This window comes from Roseovarius mucosus DSM 17069, assembly GCF_000768555.3.
GTDB classification, from domain to species: domain Bacteria; phylum Pseudomonadota; class Alphaproteobacteria; order Rhodobacterales; family Rhodobacteraceae; genus Roseovarius; species Roseovarius mucosus.
In genome coordinates, this window is sequence record NZ_KN293991.1 from 250,903 (window position 1) to 274,883 (window position 23,981).

Genomic DNA, 23,981 nt, shown 5'->3' on the forward strand with positions numbered 1-23,981 from the left:
TGTCGCGTCCAAAGGTCCCCGCTTCACACAAAGCTCCCTTTGCAACATCAGACCGCGCGCCCACCACACGGCTGGCGCGGGCTGGGGTTGCAGCCGCCGCTGGCGGCTTCGGTCCCCGCGGGACCGGCGGCGCAGCCGCTTGGCGGGGTTCAGGGGTGCAGCGCCCTGACCGGCGAGTTGTTTACAACTCAATAGTCGGTCCATATTGTGTTTCTTTTCAAACTGGGGGGCTGTGATGTCCGGTCCCCAATTCATGCACCTTCAGTCCTATGCACGCAAAGCCAATGAGCGCGGGCAGTCTGTCGAACAGGTGCTCGCCGAGGCCTCCCGTGCACCTGAATACAGCAAGCATGTGGCCGATCCACGCCCGCCGTCTCTCGTCTATGGCGTGACCGCAGATGAGGTCCGCAGGCTTCACGACGAGATGGTCGCGGCTGGCGGCGTCGAAGTCACCCTGAAGGATGGCCGAACGGCTCGGCGCGGTATCCGCAAGGACCGGCACACTTTGCTGACGGCTGTCGCATCGCATCCCTTGCCGACCGATCTTGTGAACACGAAACCCGACGCCCGCGCCGATTACGAGCGCTGGCGGGAGCACAACCTTGCCTGGCTCAAGGCGCGGTTTGGCGACAAGCTGGTGTCCGTGATCGAGCATTGGGACGAAAAGCACCCGCACATTCACGCCTATATCCTGCCGCTCGACGATCCGACCTGCTCGGCGCGCCAGCTCAATCCTGCTTGGCAAGCCAAGGAGGAGGCGATGGAGGTTGCCCGTTCCGCCGGTCATGATGACAAGGCCGCTTTGAAGCTTGGCAATGCCGCCTATCGCGCGAGGGCGCGTGAATTGCAGGACCACTACTATGAGCACGTCAGTCTGGCCTGTGGTTTGACCCGAACCGGGCCAAAACGCGAACGCCTCAGCCGCCAGCAATGGAAGGCGCGGAAGGATGCAGCAAAGCTGACGGCCCGGATCAGCCAGGAAATCGACGGGCGGCTGGAAGATGTCGTTGACGCGGAAGACGGTCTGGAGCGGTCGCTTGCCGTCAAGGCCGATGAGGTCGCGGAAAAGCTCGATCTGGCGGATCAGGCGTTGGAAGAGGCGGAAGCGGATCGTGCCGAGGCGCAGCGTCTGCGCCAGCAGGCTGCATTGGATGCGCAGAATGCCGGCGCTCATATCCAGCAGCAGCTTAACCAAAAGCAGGAGGAGCTTGAGGCTCTGCATAGGCAACAGCGCGAGGCGGAACGCGCCGATCTTCACCGCGCCCGGCAGGAGGCCGAACGGGAAGCCCGCTGCCTGCGTGATGCACAGGCACAGATCAACCAGGATCGGGCCGATGCGCTGCGCGAAGCTGCGCAAGAGGCCGCGCGCGTTGTTTTGGAGCTGTTTTTCGGAGTTCTCGATGGTTCGGTGCGTCCGCGCCCCGACGATCCGAGAGTCTGGATCATCCGGGATGATGGTCTTCGGGAACGGGCGAGAAAACTCGACCTGTTCGAGTTGATCAAAGACACAATGAGGGTTTTGTACGACGCCTGGACGAAAATCACCGAACAGCTTTCACCCTCGGAACAAGAGGTGGTGTCCGAACAGATTGCAGAACCAGTGAAGGCAGCGTTTAGCCAAGAGCCGGGCAACCAGCCATGAATGAACTTGACGCACGCCTTGCGAAGATACGGCGGCAAAAAGCAGAAGCCCTCACCACGGCGGCGGATGATTTTGCGAAGTTGAGAGAGGGGTTGGCCGAGGCCCAGAACAAGCTCGCGGACCTGGACGCCGCCCGGCAAACGCTGTCGGAGGCTGTCGAAAGCGATAGCCACCGGATCGCTGGCCTTCGCCGCCGGGTCACTATTGGTGTCGTTCTGGTTGCCCTCGTGGCGGCTTTGGTTATGGCGCTGACCGGAGCAGTCGCCAGCCGCTTGGTCGGCGCAGCACAAACCGAGGCCACTCGCATTCGCACCGAGAACGCCCAAAAGATTGCCGAGGCGCGGGCCGAAGGCGAAGCCGCTTTACAGGCTCTCTCAGATCGGCTGGCAAGCCGTGAGGCCGCTCTTTCCGCTGAAATCGAAGCGATGGGTGCCGATTTGGCGCAGCTCGGTGCCGACCGTGATACCGCTCGCGCTGATCTTGAACGCTTTGCGGAACTGCGGCGACAAATCGGTTTCGATCTGGTGCCCTATCGTGATCGCGTGGTGATCGTGGTGCCGCAAGGCGAGGCCATCACCCGCTGGAGTGCCCCCGGTCTGTCGGATATCGCCCGCTACAACGGGCGAATGTTTCGGGTGGTGAGAAACTAATTATCTCGGTCGGATACAGGCAAGTGCCAGAAAAGAACAAACAAAGAAGACATCGTCGAATCTTTCGTGCTATCGGTGAGCATGATAGAGCCTTCGCAAGAAGAGGAGAAGCGTCTTGGCAGCCCAATACACATCAATCGACTTGTTTTCAGGTGCCGGTGGGCTTTCTGAAGGGTTGCGCGTTTCTGGCTTCAAATCCTTGTATGCAAACGAAATCGTGGCGCGTCACGCAGAGACTTATGCGCTGAATCACCCTGATACAATCGTCGAGTCGCGAGATATTCGACTGGTTGATGCAGGTGATGTGCGGCGTCAGTTGGGACTGCAAAAAGGTGAGCTTGATCTTGTGGCCGGTGGCCCGCCTTGTCAGGGTTTTTCGATCAATGCGCCCAAACGCTCGGTAGATGATGAACGGAACAGCCTCTTTCTAGAATTCTTGCGCTTTGTCGATGAGTTCGAGCCAAAGGCTGTTCTGATCGAGAATGTTCCCGGTCTTGTCTCTTTCGAAGGCGGGGGCACCTTGCAGGCCATCTTGCAGGCATTGGGCCAGCACGGATACAGCGCAGATGTGAAAATTCTCTACGCGCCGCATTACGGTGTGCCGCAGACCCGGTGGCGGACTGTGATCATCGGCATTCGTGGGGATGAAGCCGATCCCCAACGCGCCTTCCCCGAACCTGTTCGCAATGCACCTCTCCGGGTTAATTTCACCTCCAATTTCGAGGGCAAGAACATTGTCGCTCTCCCGACGAACTTGGAGCTGCCCTCTTTTGTGAGCGTGCGCGACGCGATTGATGATCTGCCCGTGCTGGCGAACGGGGAAACGGGCGCAGACCGTAAAGACTACGGGACCAAGCCGCAGAATGATTTTCAGGCTGCGATGCGGAATGGCAGTAAAGGCGTCCTGAACCACGAGGCCCCGCGCCTTGGGGAAATCAATATCAAGCGCATGTCGTTCATTCCGCCAGGGGGCAACTGGACAGACATCCCTGAAGATCTCCTGCCGAAGGGCATGAGACGGGCTCGCCGCTCCGATCATACCAAGCGATACGGTCGGGTTGCGCCGGACGGCCTTGCATCTACCATTCTGACAAAATGTGATCCCCATTGGGGAGCCTATTTCCACTATGAGCAGGATCGCTGCTTCACGGTCCGAGAAGCAGCGCGGATTCAAACCTTCCCAGATAGCTATCGCTTCGTTGGCTCGCGTGTAGAGCAGTATGAACAGGTTGGGAATGCCGTTCCATCGCTACTGGCCGCCGCCATAGGGCGTTCGATCCGAAATGTCCTTGAAGAATTGCGTAGGCACGCGCGGAAGGTTTCGTAACAGCATGGCCGCAACGATTTTCGAGTTCTTTGGGTATCGTGCTGCTGATGCGTCTGACCTGGCGAAGCGTGCTGCGGATACGGAAACCTGCCCAATCAGTGGGAATACCTGCCAGAAGAGCTTTAACGATGGCGTGATATCGGGCGTTTGCGCCATCAAACCAATCACGAGCGAGCCGGTCATCTGCTGCCCAATCCGGCTCTATTCCGACAACTATCGCATTCTGTCCGATATTGCTGACCGCGTGTTTGGCCCCGACCTGAAGCTTATCGCTGGCCGCAGGGCCGTGAAACATGCAGTCGATCAACAGGAAGAGTGCGTAGCCGTTTTCGGAAAAGGCTGGGGAGGTGAGCTTCGATTGCCGCAAAAGTCGAAAAAAGGCGGCTACTTTGTCGATTGGGTGCTGGCAAAACTCAACGATCAAGGCGAGTTGATCGAGTTCGTGGCAGTCGAGGTCCAAACGATTGATACAACGGGCACATATCGTCCAGGCTATGAAGCGCTCAAGAAGGAGCGTTCGATTGAGAAAACGACGGCTGGGCTGAACTGGGAAAACGTCGCCAAACGCATTTTGCCGCAGTTGATTTATAAGGGGCAGATTCTGCAACGTGAGGAACTGTGCCGTAGTGGCCTGTTCTTTGTGTGCCCTGCGCCGGTTTTCGAACGGATCATGGAGCGGCTGGGTGGCCAGGAAGGTCTGATCCGATATGCGCTTCAGCCCGCGTCGATCACCTTCGCCGTTTACGACTATGACATGCCGGAAAAGCCTGTCTCCGAAGGCCTGATTCCGTTGAAAAACACGCTCAATCATTCAACTACGGTCTACAAGGTACAGGAAGCCTTTAACAATGTGACGCTGCCTGTAGAAAACGTCTATCGGGATGCGATCCTGCGGGCACTCGGGAGCACTACCAGCGAGTAACATCGGTTTATATCGCCACGCTCAAACTTCCAGCACAAAGGCCGGATCGAACTCGACCTCTTCGCCCGGATATCCTCGCCCGTTCATGACGAAACGGATTGGGCCGTGCTTACCCCGGCCCGTCCATGACTCATTGTCGTGGCTATGGCCACAGATCCAGGTGTGTATGTCGAAGCCCTTGATTTCAGCCCAGAGGTCGCTGGCAAAAGCCGCGCACAAAGCACGTTGCCGCTCGTTAACGAATTCGCGAGCGGGGTGAACGAGTTGACGGATGGGGATGTGGTGCGTCATGACCACGGTCGGCCCGTCGTGGGGCTGGCGCAGGGCGTCCCAGATCGCCGCTTTGTCCATCGCGTGATGGTCCAACATCGTGTGCATACAGAACATACGCTTGGGCGTAACGCCGATGCGCTGATAGTCCATGAGGCAATCCGAAACCGTGCCCCATGCGAGGCCTTCTATTTCGGGAAAGAGCTTCAGGTCCGTCCAGAGCGGCGCGCCGATGATGCGCACGCCCGCGATCTCGGTCGCCGCACCATGAAGCACGCGAATGTCGAGGCCGTCGGTGCGCAGCTCGGCAAGCTGGCGGTCCTCCTCGGGCAGCAACTCTGACCAGATCGAGCCATAGGGTTCATGGTTGCCCCAGATCACCACGACCGGACAGCCATATTTGCGGGCAGCCCGCGCGGGGATATCCAGATGACGGCCCATGGTGTGGGTGTCGCCCGCGATCAACACCCCGTCCACTGGCGCGGGCAGGTCGGGCAGATCGAAGCCTTCCCAGAATTCATCGTGCAGGTCGCTCCAGACCAAAAACCGCGCCATGGCTCTTACTTTCTCATTATCTCGGGGAAGCGTCTGGCGTCGATCCATTGCTTCCCGTCCTTGGGTGCGCCCCATGGGGCGCCAAACTCTTTGCTCACCAGGGCATCATCCAGCGTCAGATCATGCGCGTTCACGGCGCGGCGGGCGCGTTTGTGCTCGGCTTTCTTAAACGCCTTGTCGCTTGCGGCGGTGGTCATCCCGCAGATCGGGGTTTTCCGGTAGGATCGAGACATATCAGAACTCCCTCGCATTGTGCTCGACATCCGCCCAGTGCTTGTTCACGGGGAGGGTTTTGGCACGTCGGGCGATGTCCTCAAACCTAACGGGCATGAAATCCCAGACATCGACGCCCACATTGACGCTGTTGCGCGACCCTTTCCAGTTGTTGTGGACGTGCCCGAAGATCTGAAGCGCGCCACGCCGCGCACGATTCCAGGTGATCATGGGATAGTGGCACAGGGTATGTGGAAGGTTGTCGGGGCCATCATTGATCTCGGCCAGGTGCGAAATGCTGTCCCAAGGCAAGGCCAGCGTCGGTTCCAGATCATGGTTGCCAATCACCAGATGTTTGCGCGCACCGGGGAGCTCCCTGAAGATGGCTTCAAGATAGTTGGTCTCTTTGGCTTTGGGGCCAAAGGCAAAGTCGCCAATGATCCAGAGGTCATCGTCCGGACGAACTTTGGACCAGAGGTTTTCAATCAGCACCGTGTCCATGTGACCGGCATTGCGAAAGGGCCTCCCGCAAAGCGAGATGACCTTTTCGTGTCCGAAATGGGTGTCTGCCGTGTACCAGTTGGTCATGTCCTTGCCTCCGTCATGCCCGATGGCGGCGGCGTCAGAGGCGTTGCGGTGATGGCGGATCATCTATCGGCGAACAGCTCGAAGCCGCCCGCCATTCTGCGGGCGCTAAATCAGGGTGATATGTGCGCGTACTGTGATCATGCAGGTCTCGTAACCGATTTGCAGCGTTTTTGCCATATGCCTATGGCGCGCCGTTCACGAAATCCTCGGCTGCCTGATTGAGCCCCGCCCATTTTCGCACCCGTGCCTTTAGCTCTGCATATCGCGCGTCTTCCGCCGGGGTGCGGGTGCGCCCGCAGAGGTTTGCCAGTTCCTTGCGGTCGGCTTTGTGCTTGGGGCTGTCAATCCAATGAATTTCCATGGCGGCTTTCCTATTCCTTGCGGTGCCAAAGCTGGTTCGAGAGGTCGACTTTTCGGCCCATCACCAGAAAGGCGGCTCCGATTACGGCGAAAGGCACCGCCCACCAATTGATCCCCTTGCCGTCCACGAAGGCGAGGAACAGCCCGACAAGCACAAGGCCGACACTCAGACCATAGAACTTCAGGCGGCTCATCCACGCGGGCGTGAGGTCTTTGACAGCGCCACATTGGCCGCAAACGGTCGCGCGGACGTCCAGTTCGGTGTAGCAGAATGGGCAAGTCTGGGTTTCCGTCGTGACGTCTTTCATGGCGTCACAGGTCCATGTCGGTGGGCGCGACCAGCGCGTCGGTGGTCAAAGCTTCGAGTATCTGACGATCCACCTCGGCCACATGCTGGCGGATCAGGTCGAAATCGGTCAGCGAAAAGCTGACGGTCGAGAGCTGCGCGCCGCCATTGAAGCCAACCGTGAACAGCGCCGTGCAACCGGGCATGATCGGTGTTTCACGGTGCTGGCGGAAACGGTATTCGGCATCGGCGCTGAAACCGGTTGAGCAGGGGCGATATTGGATCGTCTTGCGCGGCCCGAACTGACTGACGGTGGTAATCTCATGCAACGGTTGGCCGTCGAGATCAGGAATGAAGCCTTCCTCGCCCCAAGCCCAGGTCGCGCTGCTTCCGTCGCGCTTCGAAGGCGGGCCATAGCGATCTTCCAGCTGCGCGATCAACGCGGCAGGTTCGGGCAGGTTCTCGTTCGGCTCGCGGATTGTGCGCTGGATTTGCAGCACCCGCCCGCCCATGGCTTCGGTCGCCAGAGTAGCGTTGATCTCGGCATAAGGATCGCGGCCCATGCGGGTGTGCAGCCCCACGCCCTGCGTCACCAGCTTCTGATCGAAGGTCAACGCAAAGGCGCGACCCTCGCCATTCTCGACCCGCAGCGCGACCTGTTCGGGCACGAGGATCTGCATCATCCGCTCCCCGAACATGCTGCTCGCCTCCATCGCCTCCGCCCCCGGCTGAATGTCGAGGATGGCGTAGGGGTAAGGGCGCGGCTTCGGGATGAGCGTTTCGGTCAGGTGGCCTTGGGCGTGGGCGGCAATCGCGACACTGGAAATCAGTGAAACCATAAACAACTGGCAGGCAAATCGTAATAAACTCATCGAAATCTCCTCTGTCGCTCAAAATGATACGATTAGTCCGTGGACGATTAAACACCTTTTTTGCGCTACAGCGGTATGGAGCGCACGTTTACAGTCGAGGATTTTGGGAAGCGCCTGCGCGAGCTGCGCAAGTCTCAGGGCTATTCGCAGGAAGGGTTTGCCCTGACCGTGGAGCTTGACCGAACTTACATCGGTGGGATCGAGCGCGGGGAGCGAAATCCGGGCCTCAAGACGATCCTACGGATCGCTGAGGCGCTTGGGATTCCTGTGGCAGAGATGTTCAGTCAAAGATAGTGTGAACGGCTCAGAGCCCCTCCATTCATGGCCTTTGATGCTACGGTGCGGACCGTCTTCCTGCCGTTCGCTGCAAGCGCAAAGAGACTAGTTCTCGGCTTGAGGAGATAGCAACTCACAGGCTCTACATTTCATAATTTTTGCCTAGCGCTATGTGTATCCAATGGGTACACATGGTCTTATGATGGAAAAAGATGCCGGAATGCGAATCCGCGTCGAGCGGGAGCTTCGCGATGAATTTCTCATGATATGCCGCGAGCAGGATCGTCCCGCTGCGCAGGTCATTCGGAGGTTCATGCGGGAATACATAGCGGCGAAGAAATCAAATCATGCCGGTCAGACCGAGAATGCCGACGGCAGGCCAGTTGCTTCAGAGAGCCAAGGATGAATGCCGTAGAGAAAGCCGTTCTTGTTGGACAAAATTTTTTATTCATTCAGGCGTTTGGAGTGAGGGAGGCAACACATGAAAAATGAGAATATAGTTCAGAAAATTTGGAGCCTTTGCCACATCCTTCGCGGTGATGGGATCAGCTATCACCAATACGTGTCTGAGTTAACATATCTCCTTTTCCTCAAAATCGCTGAAGAGAATGGTGTTGAACGTCTTCTGCCATCTGGCAACCGTTGGAAGGACCTCCTGGGTCATCCCAAAGATGGCTTGCTGGGCTTCTATCAGGAGATGCTGACCCACCTTGGTACTAGTGCGGAAAGTGAGACGATCCAGGCAATATATGCCTTTCCCACTACGGTGTTTTCGCACGACGAGAACCTTCACGCCGTAGTAGATGGAATCGCCAAAATTGATTGGAATGATCTCGCGGGTGATAGATTTGGACACATCTACGAGGGGCTGATTGAAAAGAGCTCGCAGGATGTTCGTTCTGGAGCAGGTCAATATTTCACTCCAAGGGCATTGGTTAATTCCATGGTGCGAGCCATGAAACCTAAATTGGGTGAGGTAATTCAGGACCCAGCGGTTGGAAGCGGTGGATTTCTAATTGCAGCGGATCGGTTTGTACGTTCGGGGAATGCGAATCAGGCATACGCGAATACGCCCCCGAAATATCAAGGCGTTGAAATTGAAAAAAATACACGCCGAATTTGCTTGATGAATACGTTTCTGAATGGGCTTGATGCTGAGGTCATATACGGCGATGCACTGACGGATGACGCAAATGGGCTCCAGTTCGCCGATCTAATTCTTGCGAACCCGCCATTCGGGAGCAAGGCCGGGAGCAGACGATCACTTCGCACCGATCTCCCACACAGTAACGCCAACAAACAATTGGCCTTCCTTCAGCACATATATCTTGGCTTGAAACCGGGTGGACGCGCTGCGGTCGTTTTGCCGGACAATGTGCTGTCAGATGACGGCGTTGGCAGACTGGTGCGGCACGATCTATTGGATAAGTGCGATCTCCACACGGTTCTGCGACTCCCGACGGGAATTTTCGCAAGCGCGAGTGTCAAAACAAATGTGCTGTTTTTTACCCGTGGCAATAAGAAGCGCCATAATACAGAGTCTATTTGGATTTATGACTTGCGTTCAAGCATGCCAGTATTCGGAAAAACTACGCCATTGCTCGATGAGCACTTCTCCGATTTTGAGAAATGCTTCGGAAATGATCCGCAGGGCAGGTCAAAGCGCGTAGATCAAGGTGAAACTGGTCGGTTCCGTTGCTTTTCACGACAGGAAATTTCTGATCGAGATGATAGTTTGGCTATTTCTTGGCTGCTCGATGAAAACGGCGATGCTGAGGATGGTGCGGAAACTCCGGAGGAAATTGCCGCTCTGATCCTCTCTCATCTTCAATCGGCAATGAATGAAATTGAAGCTGTCGTCGGAGAGCTCATTGAGCCTTCTGAGGTTAACGAATGACGATGAGGAAGAAATTTACGCAAATAATCCAGTTGGTTTTGGTAGTTGGAACAGACGGATTGGAGAGTCAGGGGTTCAAAACCGCGCAGCCACGACTGGCAACATGCCCGTGCCGAAAAATGGGAGGTGGGCATGAATAGTTTACCGAAGGGATGGGCGTCTACAACACTTAAAACGGTCGTCGAGCCGTATGAGAGTATTGATCCCAGACGACAACCTGAGCGGCAATTTCGATATGTCGATATCGGCTCAATTGACAATCGGATACAGAAGATAACCGACCCAAAGGAATTCCTTGGGCGGGAGGCTCCCTCTCGGGCACGTAGAGTGATCAAAACTGATGATGTTCTATTTGCGACGGTAAGAACATATCTGAAAAACATTGCGCTGGTAACAGAGGATTTAGATGGAGAATTAACGACCACTGGAATTGTACCCCTTCGACCCAATAGCGCGATAGCACCAAAATATCTGTTCAATTGGGTTCGCTCTGATGGCTTTATTGCATCTATTTCAAAATCTCAAAGTGGAACGCTTTACCCTGCGGTGTCGGAAACGCACGTGTTAGCCGCAGAGATTACTGTTCCGCCCCTCGCGGAGCAAAAGCGTATAGTTGCTAAACTTGATAATTTGATTTCCCGCATAGCCTCCGCCCACGACGCCCTCAATCTTATTCCGGCGCTGATAGAGAAGTATAAAGCTTGCTCCCTCGAGAAAGCGTTTTCAGAGTGGATCAACTCACCCGTAGCTAAAGAACAGAATAACTCATGGAAACAGAGTGAAATACTCATAGGAGAACTGGTCGAGAACGTCGTTGCCGGCAAAAATCTCCGCTGTGAAGAACGACCGCCTTCGCTAAATGAAAGAGGCGTAGTGAAGGTAAGTGCCGTCTCATGGGGTAAATTCGATCCGTTTGCATCAAAGACACTGCCGCCCACTTTTGTGCCGCCCGAAAAATCTCGAATTCGAAATGGTGACCTTCTAATCTCAAGGGCAAATACACTCGAATTGGTGGGAGCGGTTGTAGTCGTCGAGGGGTGTCCCGAAAACCTCTATCTGAGCGATAAGGTTCTTCGCTTGGAAATGCCGGATGACGATAAACGTTGGCTGATGTGGTTCTTGCGCTCGCCAAAAGGTCGAAACGAAATCGAGGTCCGTGCAAGTGGAAATCAGATGTCCATGCGGAACCTATCGCAAAAACAATTGCGAGAAATCCCTCTTCCTTGGCCAGCACCCAATGTTCGAAGAGAAATAGTCCGCCGTATCGAAACTACCTTTGCCTGGCTCGACCTCGTATCCGATGAGCAAGTTGCCGCAGCACAACGGCTTTCTGCGCTTGATGCGTCTATTCTGCAGACAGCCTTCAGGGGGCAGCTTGTCCCTCAAAATACAAATGATGAGCCTGCATTAACGCTGCTCGAAAGGGTTGAGACCGAAAATCGGCCTACAGCCGCAGAAACGAAAACAGATCGCAATTTGAAGGCGAGCTCTCAGAAGCTATTGAAGAGAGGGGCGAGGATGGCAAATTTGATCGAGGTTTTGAAATCCAAAGGAGATTGGGTTTCCGCTAACAAAGCGGCACAAGCGCTTGGCATTGGCGATGGCGCGACATCTGATGCGGTTGAGGAGTTCTACAACGAACTGCGGTTGCACTTGCGAAATGGTCGCATCGAGGTCGAACGCCGGGGAAGTGAAGACTGGTTACGGCTGACGCCGATCCGTGAGGACTGATCATGCGCATCGATTGGCTGTGGATTGGCGAATATAAAAACCTGAAAGACCTGACGATTGATTTCGCTCAGGGGCATCTGATTACCGTATTGATTGGCAGGAACGGGACTGGCAAGTCGAATGTTCTGGAGGCGGCAACAGTTCTTTTCCGCGACCTTATCATGGGTGAGGATGCGAACGGGAGCAAAAACAAGCCGTCCTTTTCTTATCGAGTTTGCTATCAGATCAAGGACAAATGGGTTCGCATTGATGCCGATCCAGCAGGCAAAGAAGCATATCGCGTTAAAATCGCGCCCTACGATCCCAATGCTGAACCTCCGCCTGCTGCTATCAGCTTTGAGGAAGCTCCTGGCGAAGCATTGGCTCTTTCCAAGTTGCGTGATCCAGATGACGGCTATCTGCCGAAATTTGTGTTTGGCTATTATTCCGGCCAAAGCGAGAGGATGGAAGAGGTCTTTCTCAAATATCTAGAACGGTACGACAAAGATCTTCGGGCTGGAAAAAACCCTGGCTTGAAGCGCCTATTCTATGCGCTTCCAGTTCATAGCAATTTTGTTTTGCTGTCTTTCATCGTGAATAACGCCGAGTTGACAGACAAATTTTTGCAGGAACAACTTGGCCTTGAAGAGGGCGGGATCGAATCCGTTCTCTTCGTTCTTAGACAGCCTTCATGGACATCCAAGGACGGCGATCCACGCTTCTGGAATGCGCGTGGCGTCGTATCCGACTTCCTGGCTACGCTTTACGATATATCTCTTGCGCCATTGCGGATCACTCGGAAGGAAAAGGTAAGTCTATGGAACTCGCGAACTCTGGAATTTCTGTATCTATTTGTGAAAGATCTTGATGCACTGCGCAAGCTGGCTGGCGGAAAGAGCACTGCCCAGTTCTTTCAAGACTTGGAAAGCACCTACGTTTCTGAGCTGATCGATGAGGTGCGGATCAGGGTGAAGCTGCGGAAAAATGACGGATCGGTTACTTTCCGTGAGTTAAGTGAAGGCGAACAGCAGCTCCTAACCGTGCTTGGGTTGCTTCGTTTCACAGCGGAAGAGGAAAGCCTGTTTCTGCTTGACGAGCCCGACACGCACCTGAACCCAAGATGGAGTGTCGAATATCTTCAGCATATCCGTAATTTTTTGAATGTGAATGGGATAGAAAAGCAGAGCAGTCATGTTCTCCTGGCCACGCACAATCCGGTTGCTGTAGCTGAGCTTGAGAAGGAGCAAGTTCAGATTCTTTCCCGCGATAAGGAAACGCAGGCGATCTCGGCTGCGGAGCCGGATACGCATCCGCGTGGAATGGGCTATGCGGGTGTAATGACCAGTGAGATGTTTGGATTAAGCGCTGCGCTGGATACGCATACTCAAGACTTACTCGAGAGGAAGCGTCGTATCAGTGCAATGGATGTGCTTAGCGAAGATGACAGAAAAGCGCTGAAGGAAATCAATGAGGAACTTCAAAATTACGGGTTTCGTTATGAAGTGCGTGATCCAGAACTCAAGGAAGCGTTGCGCAGGCTGGATCAGGAGGTCAAACCGACAGGTGAAAGAGAGGAAATGCCCGATGAGGCCGAAAAAGCAAGCCGCCTAATTCAGGATGCCTTGAAGCAAGGGGAGGACTGAGACATGCGCTATGTCAATCTGGATCAATTGAAGCTCCCTGACGGTTGGCAAGCGCGTGCAAATGCGGCTATCGAAAATGATCCCGGGAAAATTAACGATTACTCCGATGTTTGGCGCACCCTAAAGCAGCCATTGATGGAGCTGTCGCACGACAAATGTTACTATTGCGAGATCATACAGGAACGCTCTGACGGTGCAGTAGATCATTTTCGACCGAAAAGTAAATATCCATGGTCGGCTTTCAGTCCGAGCAACTATCGTTTTGCATGTACATTCTGCAATAGTATTCGGATTGATAAAGAAAGCAGTAAGACTGGTGGAAAAGGGGATAATTTTCCTCTCCTCGATGATGCGAAGCGGGCGACATGCTGCGAAGAGGAGGTGAATGAAGGCCCAATTCTTTTGGACCCTTGCAAACCAGATGAGCCTGGCCTTATAGACTTTGACGAAACAGGAAAGCCCATTCCGACATACTCGGAGCAGATGCATGCAGGTCGATATAAACGCGCAAATGAATCGATAAGACTTTACCACTTAGATCATGCTGATCTCGTTGATAAACGAAAGACACTCGCCCTTTCAATAAAACGCAAGATTGACGCGGCTGATCGGCTGTTCCCTCATACAGAATCTGGGAACGTCGACATTGATATTTCATTTTCAGATCATGTGCGGTCTCTAGCGAATAGTATTTCTGAGAGTGCGGAGTTGTCGGCGTTTGCACGAAAAATTATGGCTGGCCATCGAGACGTTCTATGGGTTGAAAATTTGCTTCGCTCGGCATGAGAAAAGCACCCAGTTACTATAGCCACCTTGCTCACGGGTCGGTGCGTTTGTCCGCCCAAACCATGCGGATGCATTGCGGCTCGACCAGTCTTTTGCCCCAAGTGCAGCGAACGGCCAGAATCCGCCCGCGCTTCCAATGTACCCTTTACCTGCGTCCGCACTTCTTTCGGATTGGCATCTTCGGGTCTCTTTGCTTTCTTGGGTGCGGCTGTCCAATCCTGCGGCTTCAATTGGTGATGACTGATAGCCTTACAAGTCTTTGGCAGGGGCCTCGTCATCCTGTTTGTCCAGATCCTCATCCACGATCCGTTGCCACTCAGCTATGTCACGTTCCCATCCTTCGTGGTCATCTCCGTAGTCTTCGTGAAGCGGGGGCGCGGGGAGATCCTCGGGATGAAATTTGTATCGGGTCACGATTTTCACAAAGTCTCGGATGATGTCTGGATGCATCCGAGGAAGGCCGCCGAGATCCTCAAGTGCGTGAAGCCGGACGACCTTGTAGCGGTCTTCCATCGACATTTCGGGGTATTTCACGGCCAGAAATTTCAACACCACTATGGCTTCGTCAATCGCTACCTGTGCAGCTCGCCCGCTGCGTGGTGCGGGGCGGCCTAAGATGATCTCGTTTATATCCCCCCCGGTCAGGACGGCTAGGTGAGCAATGGCCGGTGTGGGCACGGCTCTGTGGCCCTCTTCATAGGCATAGTAAGTTCGTGGGGTCACATCCAAAATTTCGGCCATTTGCTGCTTTGTGAAGCCTAGCCGAACTCGATAGTTGCGCAGATTGTCATGTATCGCGCCTTCTTGGGCGAATCGTTTTTGCATCGCCTCCCCAGCAATACGCTCATTTTCTTCGCGCTCACCCCGGAGCAAATCTTCCGGTGTTCTTGTGTCTGGCGGCAAAATTCCGAGTTTGGACATAACTTCTCCTAAACGAGTCGGAACGAAATTACCGACATTATTTATATTTGCAAGAACATATCGACATCACCCCAAAGCCGTGGAATGTTTGCAGAAACTTGTAGGTGTACGAGGAAAAGATGTCGAATTTTCTATCTGAAGGTCAAACCCCTGAGGCTTGGAGTAAAGCTCTCAAAAGTCATGGTGTGCATGTCTCCCCAAGACTGATCCGGACGAGAGCACGCGAAATTGGTGAGTTTCACCAGATCGGAAGACTAATGCTTCTGACCTCCGAGCAAATGGAAAAGCTCTTTCAGTCCTCTGGCTCTGCCGCAGAGAGCGGCAAGCGCCAGTCATAGGTGACACAAGATGACGCGTCATCAGTTGCCGTCCTGTGGCTCCGAGATTCTTGATAGCGGAATGACACCTGCTCAATGGGTTGAAGTCCTCTCGTCCAGAGGGATCGAAATCGCCGAGCGGACGCTGCGGGAACATGCGAACCGCTTGGAAGCGCGTTTCAAGCTCGGCAACGCGATGATCATCACGCCATCACAAATGGATAAAATTCTGACGGAGAGCCAAAAATGCCGCTCGAAATTTACAAACGCGGCTCGGTCTACTGGGTCAAGGGCTGGGTCGAATACAACGGTCGACCGATCGCCGGTCCATATCGCCAAAGCACGCGAGCGACTACTGAAGCTGGCGCAAGGGACTGGATAAGGGATGAGACCGACCTTCAGGTCCGCCAGTATGTATTTGGGGAGGAGCGCACTCTTCGGTTCGTCGATGCCGTTGAAATCTATCCACCAACCCAACAGACCGCCCGACAACTACTGCCGATCCTGGAAGAGATCGGGGACTTGCCGCTCGGTGCGATCACGGGCGCACTGCTTAAGAGTCTTGGTCCAAAGATGAAGCCCAACGTCTGCACAGACACTTGGTGGCGTGAGATCGTGACTCCGGCGCGAGCGGTCATCAACAACGCGCACGAGCTCAAGGGAACGCCGCTCCTGCGAGTCAAACGGTATGACAAGTTCGAGCGTATTGCCCAAGATCAGCGCAGGCAAAAAACCAGTCGGGTAGAGCGCATTCCGGCAACGCGCGAATGGATCGAGGCGTTTTGTGCGGAGGCTGATCCCTACAACGCCGCTATGGTGCGCTTCATGTTCGAGACGGCGGCGCGGATTGATCAGGCAATATCCATTGAGCCGGACGATTTGAGGCCCGAAACCTGTGAGGTTCGCATCAAGGCCCAGAAAGGCCACGAGGAGAGTTGGATTGCAGTTTCGCCCGAAATGATGGCTGAGCTTGAGGCCTTGCAGCCAAAGCGGCCAAAGAACCTGAAAACCGGACAGCTCCTGTCTCCCCGTGTTTTTGGTTACGGCAGCCCAACCGGCTACAACAACCGCTGGAAGACGGTCTGCAAGCGCGCGGGTATCCCGTACCTTTCAGCGCACCCCGCAGGGAGGCATGGGTTTTTCACTGAACTGGTGGTCCGACAGGGTGTTGACCCTGTGACAGCGGCCAAAGCGGGGCGGTGGTCTGATCCCAATCTGCCGATGCGTATCTATGCCCACGCAGAGACCGACGAAGCCGCGATTAGGGCGCGTTTTCGTACGAAGCCTGTACAGGCAGCAAATCCACAATCACCTAAGAAACGGAAAATAAAGAAGGAAACCAAAGATGAATAACTCCCTCCTAAGGGGCAGGTTGCAGGTTCGAATCCTGCCGGGGTCACCAAAAACACTTGAATACATGGCGTTTTGTCAGGGGCTTGCGAAAGGTGCTTTGGCAATACCTAGCGCAAGCCGATCATCATGTTCCTGGCCGACAGGGCGTCTTACGATTGCTGCGGTATCAGGTATTCAAAGTTGTCGTCTTTTGCGGGAGCAAAGAGGACGCGCCGTAGACAAGTAAGGGGACATTGTGGGTAAGTAGGCATCATACGCTGTGCGGTCTACCCGACCCAGTCCACTTCAATTCTTGACAAACGTCCCTGTCAATTTTCTAATACTTCTATTGAAGTAATTTCTCTTATTGAAGGAAACTCGAAATGACAGAAGCAGAATTACGGGCATTTATAGAGAAACTTAAGAGCGACAGTGCCCTTCACGAAAAAATAGGCCAAGCGCGGGATGCCAAAAGTTTTGCGGCCGTGGCCGCAGAAGCGGGATTCGACATTTCTGCCGATTGGCTGGATATGGAGCGTGCAAAGTTGTCAGAGGCGGAATTGGAAGGGATCGGTGTTCGTGGAACAACGACCTTTATCAGTCAGCCCTGCCGAACAAGTTGCGGGATCACTTGGGATAATTGCTAGGCTTCTGGCCGCATATGGCCTGGTTTTGGCGTGCGTGCGGCCGCTCGCACGCATTTTACGCCTAGACCATTTTTAGAAGAGCCTTACGCCCCAACAAACCACCACTGAGCAAGACGGCGGTGGTCTTTGCGGCAAGACCACCATCCATCAAAGACAAGCCCATCCCGCTCAATCCGTTGAAATAACCCGGGATGCTGAGGGCCTGTCCACGTGTGCCAGCACTTCGTAGTTTGACCTCTTTGTCATTGCACCGCAGTACTGCACGCGATTTCTGGTCTCTTATTTTCTCTTTAGCAAAGGTTCTAAGGCCCTCGTCGAGCGGCCATGGGCCAGACGACAGTATTCGAAGGACGGACATAAGACCCAAATTGCCACAACAGAGATGATCGCGGTTTCGGGTTTCCGCGCTTATGAGTTTTCTTACGGCGATCTCTATCTCGCGTGCACAGATATCATCCCAAAGTTCTGTTTCCCAAAGACAGGCTCTTCCCAAAGCTATGCCCGGCGCTCCGTTGCACCAATGCTCCAAGAAATGTGTTGGTTGCCCATCTGGGCTATGACCCGCGTGTGTTGGCCAGTTTCCAACCTCATCGCAGAATTGAGCCCGTTCGAGTGCGACCGCGGCTGCGGCACCAGCGCGAAAACGCGCATGTCCCGTGACGTGGTAGAGCGCAGCGAGTGCGGCAGCACAACCGGCCGTGCCATGTGCGAAGCCTAAGCAATAACGGCTCTCACCCTCACTCGGCCATCCACCGTCTTTGGTTTGATGCCTGAGCAAGTGTTCCCCGGCGGCGATGGCATGGTCGAGGGCGACATCGCTGCCAATCCGCAACAAGGGTCCAATCAAGCCTGCTGAACCGCCCAAAAGATCCCTTTGAAAATCAATCTCGATAAAGCGAGAAGGAAAGGCCGAGACCATCACATCGAGGATGGACTTCTCCTCTAACTGCTCGAGCGCAAGCAAGATGCCGCCACAGCCGCTGAGGCCGATAGACTGATCGCGCCACCAGCGGGTCCGGTTTTCTGCCGAAGGCTGTGCGACGAGCTCATGCAGGGGGCGCAGGAGAGCAGTGCGTACGGAATTGGCCTCAGCAGGGGCTTCGGATATGTCGCAAAGGCGGTGAAGAAGGAGCGCCACGCCGATTGATCCGCTATAAAGCGAGAGACCTACAGGACCGTAGCTAAAGCTCTCACCATCCTCGCCTAGAGTCGGGCCCAACCATTCAACGTAACCTTGCGGGTCGTGGATCGCTCGATAACAAAGCTCGCGTGCGATACGGTTAGCCGCCTCGGTGCCGGTCATAGATGGTGACGGCGACACCGCTTCTGACGAATCCAAATGTTCAGAAACTTGCGAGGCGGGATCGGAAACCTGCATGTGCTGAGCGTGGGCAGACCCGCGAATGAGGTCGAGTTGAAAGTCGATTTCCTGGGCGGAGAGTTGGCCAAGCCGATCTCGGGCAGCTGCGAACCCACTGCTGTAAAAGAACCCCGGTATCGTATCGCTCGCATCGTTCAGAATCAAAGCATCACCATCAATCAGATGAGTGAAGAACGGGATGTCCAATTGCTGCATCTGACTGCATTCTTCGGCGAGGACCGGCCAGTTGCGCGGCCGCGCTTCGGCCATTAGATAACTGCGTGCCATCTGCTCCAATACGAGAGACCTTTCGAAAGAGGAGCGCAGGGCTGCGGGTTCTAGCAATTGACGCTGTATGGCAGAGTAAACACGCGTCGCACGCAGTACGATACGCCTGGGAAGTCCAGCAAAACGGGAAAGCGCTCCTCCATCAGCGAGTAAGGATTGCCGGGACGCGGCCAGGACATTGCATTGCTGCCGAAATCCGGCGCAAAACACATCAAGATACTGAGCGAACGGATTGCGCTGTCCGGTGCCAACTGGCAGGCTTGTCGGAAGCTTGGTTCTTTTTGTCACCTTGCCCGGCATCATGCCGTCGCTGTTTATCCCCAGCCATCCCTGCGCCACTTCGGTATCGCGCAGCGGGGGCTCAACACCCAGAGCGCTGACGTCCACTGGGTACTTTTCATCTCCTAGGAATATCCACTGTGGCAGCAAACCGACGCGAAGAACGGATGTCAGAAATCGCTCTTGCAGACGGGTCTTTTTAGCGACGGAGATATCCGCACAAGCCTCCATGACATGATCGGGCATGTCCGGCTCAAGCAGGGTTTCGGTATCAACCAGAACGAGCTGATCCCCAGAGGCAATAAGGTTTTCATGATGGCAATCTGTGCATCCGAGGACATGCAAAATGGCTGTGAGCCTGCCGGCATTCCGATAGTGGCTTTGTAACTCGCGGTTATTGGCGCATGTCTGGTGCGAAACGTGTTCCATATAGCCGTAGCTACCGCATGCGTGGACTGTCAGGCTTCTTAGGGGAGGCAGGTCGCTTGTCCTGTTAAGCTCTCTCAACAGTCCATTGTAAGCGACATCGACGCGCAAGTCTTTTGGTTTATAGACAACCTGGCGCGCGTTCTCCCCACATGACGTTGAAAACGTCAGAATTGCAACAGACTGACCCCCGCGGTGAGGATCACTAAGACTTTGGGCGATGTCACACAAAAAATGGCCCGAAGGAATCGAGAAGATCCGGTCGAGATCATCCCGGTCCTTTTTCACACGATGTAATAGCTCGGTGCTGACGCGCAGCCAAAGCGCGAAAACAGTGCCGAGCAAGCGGCCAAGTTCGGGATAAACCTCCAATATAGACGACAAGCCGTCACGGCGATTTTCTTGTACGAACCGATCATATTGCGCGCGCCGGGGCAGGTCAGAGCCATTTCCAGAGTTGCCGAGATGGGCCAGGACAATTTCAGCAGGCGTGCGGCCCTTGCGAAACCTGTCCCAAAGCACCCGCTCACCGATAAAGCATAGGCGTTCCAGAAGTTGATCAGCCATTTGATCAAGCACGGCCAGATCAATCTTGTGGCTCAATGGGTCTACCGCCGCAGAGAGCCTTGAAATTGCAAGCGATTGGATCGGCTGCCAGATGTCTTTAAAGGGATGCTGCTTGTCGTCTGACGCATCTAAGATCGGGATGTCCCAGGATTCTATCAAAGCGCCACGGCAATCGGCCAAGGCTTGCTTCCAGGCCACTCGACCGTCATCATCCTGCAGGTCTCGATTAAGAAACTCCGCGAAACGTGACTCGCTCAGTCCATCCCACTCGATCCTGCGAGCCAATTTGTGCGGTTCGTCGGGCGCAACCGCCTCAAACCATCTCTGCGCCCAGCTAACTTGCCCGCTCAAACCAAAACCTCGACGTCCCTTTTGAACTCGTCCGAAAATCGATCTTGCAATGACACCCACGCGCCTTCTTGGTTCTAAAATTACCAAGCAAAGCATCAACAAATCTAGGGGAACCTTATTGTAAAGAATCCTTGAAACGTAAACTTGCCCTGCCGGGGGCACCGAACAGCCCAATTAAGCATGTGTTCTTGTCAGGGGCTAGCGAGCGCAGAACCGGAAATGCCCATTTGATTTCACGGGTTGGCGGTGGCGGAGGATGAAATTTCCAGTTAACCTGAAAAAAGTCGAGGTTGGTTTGATAGTATTGAGGCGTGTATCCCGCTGGCGCGTCGCGGGTGGATCAGGCACCAGCCGGGTCAAGACGCGGGCGTTTAAATATTATCTTTTCAAACCAGACATTTAGACCCTTGCGGGGTGATGAAAGATAAGCGGCGATAGAAGCAAATCATGTCATTTTCGAATGCCGAAACACGCAGAACCGTCAGCAAGCCCCGGCTCCTGTTTCGCCCCGATCCCGTTTTGGGGTGGCGGCTATCGGCGGACCATAGCGTTCGCGTGGCTTTCCGCAGCAACATTCTTCAGCATATCGCGGCCGATGGCTGGCGGCATGTTCCCGGATCAGAGACAGCGCAGGGGCCGCGTGTCGGCTTTTATGGCTGCTCGTTTACCTATGGCACGGGTTTGGCGGATGAGGAAACCTTTACCGCCCTGCTCCAACGCGACATGCCAGATGTCCGGATTTTGAATCGTGGCATTGGCGGCCATGGCTCTGTGCAAAATTTGCTGCAACTCCGCCGCGACATAGCGGCAGGGGCGATAGATGCCGCCGTCTTTTCCGTGATCAGCGACCATCGGTTTCGCAACATCGCCCACCCACAGCGCATGCGGCAATATCTGAGCGCAGAGTGGTATAAATTAAGGGTCGAACACGTGCCCGTTGCCCAGCTCGATGGCAAAGGGCAGGTAGAGATCGTGTATCGCGAGATTTGGCAACCGGCGCTGCGGGATGTCAATTTCGGGGTGTTTCTGCCGGACGACCATATGGTCAACCTCGTCACTCTTGCAGTGCTGGAGTTGGTCCGCGACACGGCCAGGGCCGCCGGGATTCCGTTGCAGTTTGCCCTGCTCGATTCTCTGGACCGGGATTTCAACAGCGCCGTTTGCGATCGGTTTTCCGAAGCTCTCGATATTTCATGCCCGCATGACCGGCAGCACACATTTCAGCCTTTGGACAATCACCCCAACATGAGAGCCAACAGTCTCTTTGCCGAACGGCTGCAACCGCTGATCAAACCCCTTCTTAGCAAGGGTCCTGGCTGTAGAGGTGACGTGTGACCGCCCCCCGCTACACGTTAGGCATCTCGTCGCATTTTCACGATTCCGCGGCGGCTCTGGTGCAGGGAACGCGCATTCTGGCCGCTGCGCAGGAAGAGCGGTTCACCCGGCAGAAGGCCGATTGGCACTTTCCAATGAACGCGATCAGCTATTGCCTGTCGCAGCTGCCGGAAGGCGCGGCGATCGATCGCGTCGCCTATTATGAGGATCCCGGCCTCAAACTCCGGCGCATTCTGCAAAACGCCCAAACCCGGCTTCCGACGGGTGCGCGGCTCTGGCCGCGGATGGTGGAAACGCTGCGCAGCCTTGCGGATGAGCTGCCTCTGCAATTGAGCAAGATCGCCGGGGATCCGGACCGGGTCGTCTTTGTGCCGCATCACCGGTCACATGCGGCGTCTGCGTTCTATCCTGCGCCCTTTGCCGAGGCGGCGGTGCTGGTGCTGGATGGGGTCGGCGAATATTCCACCACGAGTCTTTGGTCAGGCACCGCTGCCGGGTTGCGGGCCGAAGCCGAGATCAGCTTTCCACATTCTCTGGGTCTGTTTTATAGCGCCTTCACGCAATACTGCGGCTTCAAGGTGAATTCCGGCGAATACAAGCTGATGGGCCTCGCCCCTTTTGGCGAGCCAGAATTTCGTGAAAGAATCCTGGATGAGATGATTGCGCTGCAACCGGATGGTGGTTTCGCGCTCAACATGGATTATTTCGATTTTGACCGGGGGCTGAGCACCACGTCGCCGCTCTTTGAAATGCTGTTCGGTCAACCACAGCGCAAGGAGTCCGGGACGTTGACACAGTTCCATATGAACCTTGCCGCCTCTGCCCAAGCGGTGCTCGAAGATGCGGTTTTGGCGTTGGCCAGAACCGCCTTGGACCGCGCGCAAAGCCGGAACCTCTGTCTCGCGGGGGGTGTCGCTCTGAATTGTGTGGCCAATAGTCGTCTGATCCGTGATCTGCCCGGCCTCGGCAACCTTTGGATTCAGCCCGCATCCGGGGATGCTGGCGGTGCCCTTGGCGCGGCCCTCGAGGTGGCGCGGGACGGTGCAGCCACCGACCGGCCGTCCACGACCAAGGACACCATGTCTGGTGGTTTTCTCGGGCCGCAGTTCACCGATGCCGACATCTGCGCGGCGCTGGATGCGGCGGGGCTGGTCTATGAGGAGGTGTCCGATCCTGCGTGCTATGCCGATACCGTTGCGGCGGCACTGGCCGAAGGGCAGGTTGTCGGCCATTTCCACGGGCGCATGGAATTCGGGCCGCGCGCCTTGGGCAACCGCTCGATCCTTGCCGATCCGCGTGGCAAGGACACGCTGAGCCGCGTCAACAAGTCGATCAAGTTCCGGGAAGACTGGCGCCCCTTCGCCCCGATGGTTCTGGCCGATCAGGCACCCGCCTATTTCGAGGAGCCGACCGACAGCCCCTATATGCTGCTTGTGGCACAGCTCAGACCCGAGTTTTGCGGGACGACCACCGTGTCAGACGCGCGCGGGCGCGGCTTGCACGGCCCGATGCAATTGCAGAACGCCGTTGTCAGCGATTTCGCCGCTGTCACGCATGTGGATTTCAGCGCCAGGCTGCAAACGGTTACGCCTGGAACTGGCACACGGGCGGGAACGATCCTTGCGGCGTTTCACGCCATGACCGGCTGTCCCATGCTGCTCAACACCTCTTTCAACGTGCGCGGGGAACCCATCATCTGTAGCCCGAAGGACGCGATAGACTGCTTTCTGAACACTCATATCGACCTGTTGGCGATCGGTGGGATGATCGTTCGAAAATCGTCCCAGCCAGACTGGGTACACGAAAAGATCGGGAGGATGCGCTTTGCCGCAGATTGACCACCCCGAGTTTCTGGAGCGGATGATGACCCTGCTGGGCGCTCATCCGGTCGCGCCCTTGGCCGACACGGCGGGTCTCGCTCCGCCAATGGCCGCGCTCAATGCCGCACCGCGCGGATTTGCAGAGGTGTATGGCAGCGAAGGTCTGCTTGTGCAGACAGGCATCCGTGCTGAAAAAGACGGCGATCCAGGCATGGCGGCTCTGCTGGCCGATCTGAAACGTGCCCTTGATACCGGCAAGCTCGATCTTGTGCCGCGATCCAAGCCTGCGCCCCGGTTAGGCGGGTTTGTTTATCCCGTTGTCTAGGGATGAAATTGCCACT

General features: G+C 55.4%; 23 protein-coding genes. 15 read left to right on the plus strand and 8 right to left on the minus strand.

What is annotated here, in order from left to right; genetic code table 11:
• The first annotated feature begins 235 nt into the window (after positions 1-235).
• The 4 genes from ROSMUC_RS18975 (at position 236) to ROSMUC_RS18990 (ending at position 4,541) form a co-directional block, all read left to right on the plus strand.
• Positions 236-1,642: a plasmid recombination protein gene (locus ROSMUC_RS18975; RefSeq protein ID WP_037276304.1), complete on the plus strand. Its 1,407-nt coding sequence runs from the start codon at positions 236-238 to the stop codon at positions 1,640-1,642.
• Entirely contained in the window at positions 1,639-2,292 is a 654-nt protein-coding gene (locus ROSMUC_RS18980) for a hypothetical protein (protein ID WP_037276305.1), read from the plus strand. Before ROSMUC_RS18975 ends, ROSMUC_RS18980 begins: the two co-directional genes overlap by 4 nt.
• Before the next feature lie 115 nt (positions 2,293-2,407).
• Complete coding sequence (locus ROSMUC_RS18985; protein ID WP_037276307.1) at positions 2,408-3,619, plus strand: DNA cytosine methyltransferase; 1,212 nt, start codon at positions 2,408-2,410, stop codon at positions 3,617-3,619.
• A 4-nt stretch (positions 3,620-3,623) separates the two neighbouring features.
• Positions 3,624-4,541, plus strand: coding sequence for a NotI family restriction endonuclease (locus ROSMUC_RS18990; protein ID WP_037276315.1), 918 nt, complete (start codon positions 3,624-3,626; stop codon positions 4,539-4,541).
• Positions 4,542-4,562: 21 nt separating this feature from the next.
• On the opposite strand, the gene ROSMUC_RS18995 is transcribed toward ROSMUC_RS18990, so the two are convergent.
• The 6 genes from ROSMUC_RS18995 to ROSMUC_RS19020 form a co-directional block, all read right to left on the minus strand.
• The gene (locus tag ROSMUC_RS18995) at positions 4,563-5,366 is read right to left on the minus strand and encodes a metallophosphoesterase (RefSeq protein ID WP_037276316.1); all 804 of its coding nucleotides are present in this window, start codon (positions 5,364-5,366) and stop codon (positions 4,563-4,565) included.
• 5 nt (positions 5,367-5,371) lie between these two features.
• Positions 5,372-5,563, minus strand: a complete 192-nt coding sequence (locus ROSMUC_RS19000) for a hypothetical protein (protein ID WP_037276318.1) — start codon at positions 5,561-5,563, stop codon at positions 5,372-5,374.
• 37 nt (positions 5,564-5,600) lie between these two features.
• Positions 5,601-6,080, minus strand: a complete 480-nt coding sequence (locus ROSMUC_RS19005; RefSeq protein WP_245875242.1) for a metallophosphoesterase — start codon at positions 6,078-6,080, stop codon at positions 5,601-5,603.
• 268 nt (positions 6,081-6,348) lie between these two features.
• Entirely contained in the window at positions 6,349-6,528 is a 180-nt protein-coding gene (locus ROSMUC_RS19010) for a hypothetical protein (protein WP_037276320.1), read from the minus strand.
• A 10-nt stretch (positions 6,529-6,538) separates the two neighbouring features.
• Positions 6,539-6,835, minus strand: coding sequence for a hypothetical protein (locus ROSMUC_RS19015; protein WP_037276323.1), 297 nt, complete (start codon positions 6,833-6,835; stop codon positions 6,539-6,541).
• A gap of 4 nt (positions 6,836-6,839) precedes the next feature.
• Positions 6,840-7,685 (minus strand): hypothetical protein, encoded by an 846-nt coding sequence (locus tag ROSMUC_RS19020; RefSeq protein WP_146005707.1) that lies wholly within the window; start codon positions 7,683-7,685, stop codon positions 6,840-6,842.
• Positions 7,686-7,760: 75 nt separating this feature from the next.
• Between ROSMUC_RS19020 and ROSMUC_RS19025 the strand changes: the two genes are divergently transcribed.
• The 6 genes from ROSMUC_RS19025 (at position 7,761) to ROSMUC_RS19050 (ending at position 13,997) form a co-directional block, all read left to right on the plus strand.
• A complete protein-coding gene (locus ROSMUC_RS19025) occupies positions 7,761-7,979 on the plus strand; it encodes a helix-turn-helix domain-containing protein (protein WP_037276325.1) in 219 nt (72 codons plus the stop codon).
• Positions 7,980-8,163: 184 nt separating this feature from the next.
• The gene (locus tag ROSMUC_RS19030; protein ID WP_206018479.1) at positions 8,164-8,367 is read left to right on the plus strand and encodes a plasmid-related protein; all 204 of its coding nucleotides are present in this window, start codon (positions 8,164-8,166) and stop codon (positions 8,365-8,367) included.
• A gap of 75 nt (positions 8,368-8,442) precedes the next feature.
• Positions 8,443-9,858 (plus strand): class I SAM-dependent DNA methyltransferase, encoded by a 1,416-nt coding sequence (locus ROSMUC_RS19035; protein ID WP_037276326.1) that lies wholly within the window; start codon positions 8,443-8,445, stop codon positions 9,856-9,858.
• 45 nt (positions 9,859-9,903) lie between these two features.
• Positions 9,904-11,589, plus strand: a complete 1,686-nt coding sequence (locus ROSMUC_RS20905) for a restriction endonuclease subunit S (RefSeq protein WP_206018480.1) — start codon at positions 9,904-9,906, stop codon at positions 11,587-11,589.
• A gap of 2 nt (positions 11,590-11,591) precedes the next feature.
• Positions 11,592-13,211 carry an AAA family ATPase gene (locus ROSMUC_RS19045; RefSeq protein WP_037276331.1) on the plus strand — a complete coding sequence of 540 codons (1,620 nt, stop codon included), beginning with the start codon at positions 11,592-11,594 and terminating at the stop codon, positions 13,209-13,211.
• Positions 13,212-13,214: 3 nt separating this feature from the next.
• A complete protein-coding gene (locus ROSMUC_RS19050; protein ID WP_075571774.1) occupies positions 13,215-13,997 on the plus strand; it encodes an HNH endonuclease family protein in 783 nt (260 codons plus the stop codon).
• 249 nt (positions 13,998-14,246) lie between these two features.
• On the opposite strand, the gene ROSMUC_RS19055 is transcribed toward ROSMUC_RS19050, so the two are convergent.
• Complete coding sequence (locus ROSMUC_RS19055; protein ID WP_037276333.1) at positions 14,247-14,918, minus strand: helix-turn-helix transcriptional regulator; 672 nt, start codon at positions 14,916-14,918, stop codon at positions 14,247-14,249.
• 563 nt (positions 14,919-15,481) lie between these two features.
• On the opposite strand from ROSMUC_RS19055, the gene ROSMUC_RS19060 reads away from it, so the two are divergent.
• Both ROSMUC_RS19060 and ROSMUC_RS19065 read left to right on the plus strand, forming a co-directional pair.
• Positions 15,482-16,588 carry a tyrosine-type recombinase/integrase gene (locus tag ROSMUC_RS19060; RefSeq protein ID WP_037276335.1) on the plus strand — a complete coding sequence of 369 codons (1,107 nt, stop codon included), beginning with the start codon at positions 15,482-15,484 and terminating at the stop codon, positions 16,586-16,588.
• A 362-nt stretch (positions 16,589-16,950) separates the two neighbouring features.
• A complete protein-coding gene (locus ROSMUC_RS19065) occupies positions 16,951-17,214 on the plus strand; it encodes a Nif11-like leader peptide family RiPP precursor (RefSeq protein ID WP_037276336.1) in 264 nt (87 codons plus the stop codon).
• Between the two features lie 61 nt (positions 17,215-17,275).
• Here the strand turns inward: ROSMUC_RS19065 and ROSMUC_RS19070 are convergent, their stop codons facing one another.
• Positions 17,276-20,545 (minus strand): type 2 lanthipeptide synthetase LanM family protein, encoded by a 3,270-nt coding sequence (locus tag ROSMUC_RS19070; protein ID WP_170062593.1) that lies wholly within the window; start codon positions 20,543-20,545, stop codon positions 17,276-17,278.
• A 387-nt stretch (positions 20,546-20,932) separates the two neighbouring features.
• Here ROSMUC_RS19070 and ROSMUC_RS19075 point away from each other — a divergent pair, with 387 nt between their 5' ends.
• Genes ROSMUC_RS19075 through ROSMUC_RS19085 form a run of 3 tightly spaced genes read left to right on the plus strand, consistent with a single transcriptional unit; the run spans position 20,933 to position 23,965 of the window.
• A complete protein-coding gene (locus ROSMUC_RS19075; RefSeq protein ID WP_037276338.1) occupies positions 20,933-21,820 on the plus strand; it encodes an SGNH/GDSL hydrolase family protein in 888 nt (295 codons plus the stop codon).
• Positions 21,817-23,658, plus strand: a complete 1,842-nt coding sequence (locus ROSMUC_RS19080) for a carbamoyltransferase family protein (RefSeq protein ID WP_037276340.1) — start codon at positions 21,817-21,819, stop codon at positions 23,656-23,658. The genes ROSMUC_RS19075 and ROSMUC_RS19080 overlap by 4 nt, the downstream gene beginning before the upstream one ends.
• Complete coding sequence (locus tag ROSMUC_RS19085; protein ID WP_102106032.1) at positions 23,645-23,965, plus strand: hypothetical protein; 321 nt, start codon at positions 23,645-23,647, stop codon at positions 23,963-23,965. Before ROSMUC_RS19080 ends, ROSMUC_RS19085 begins: the two co-directional genes overlap by 14 nt.
• The last annotated feature ends 16 nt before the right edge of the window (positions 23,966-23,981 follow it).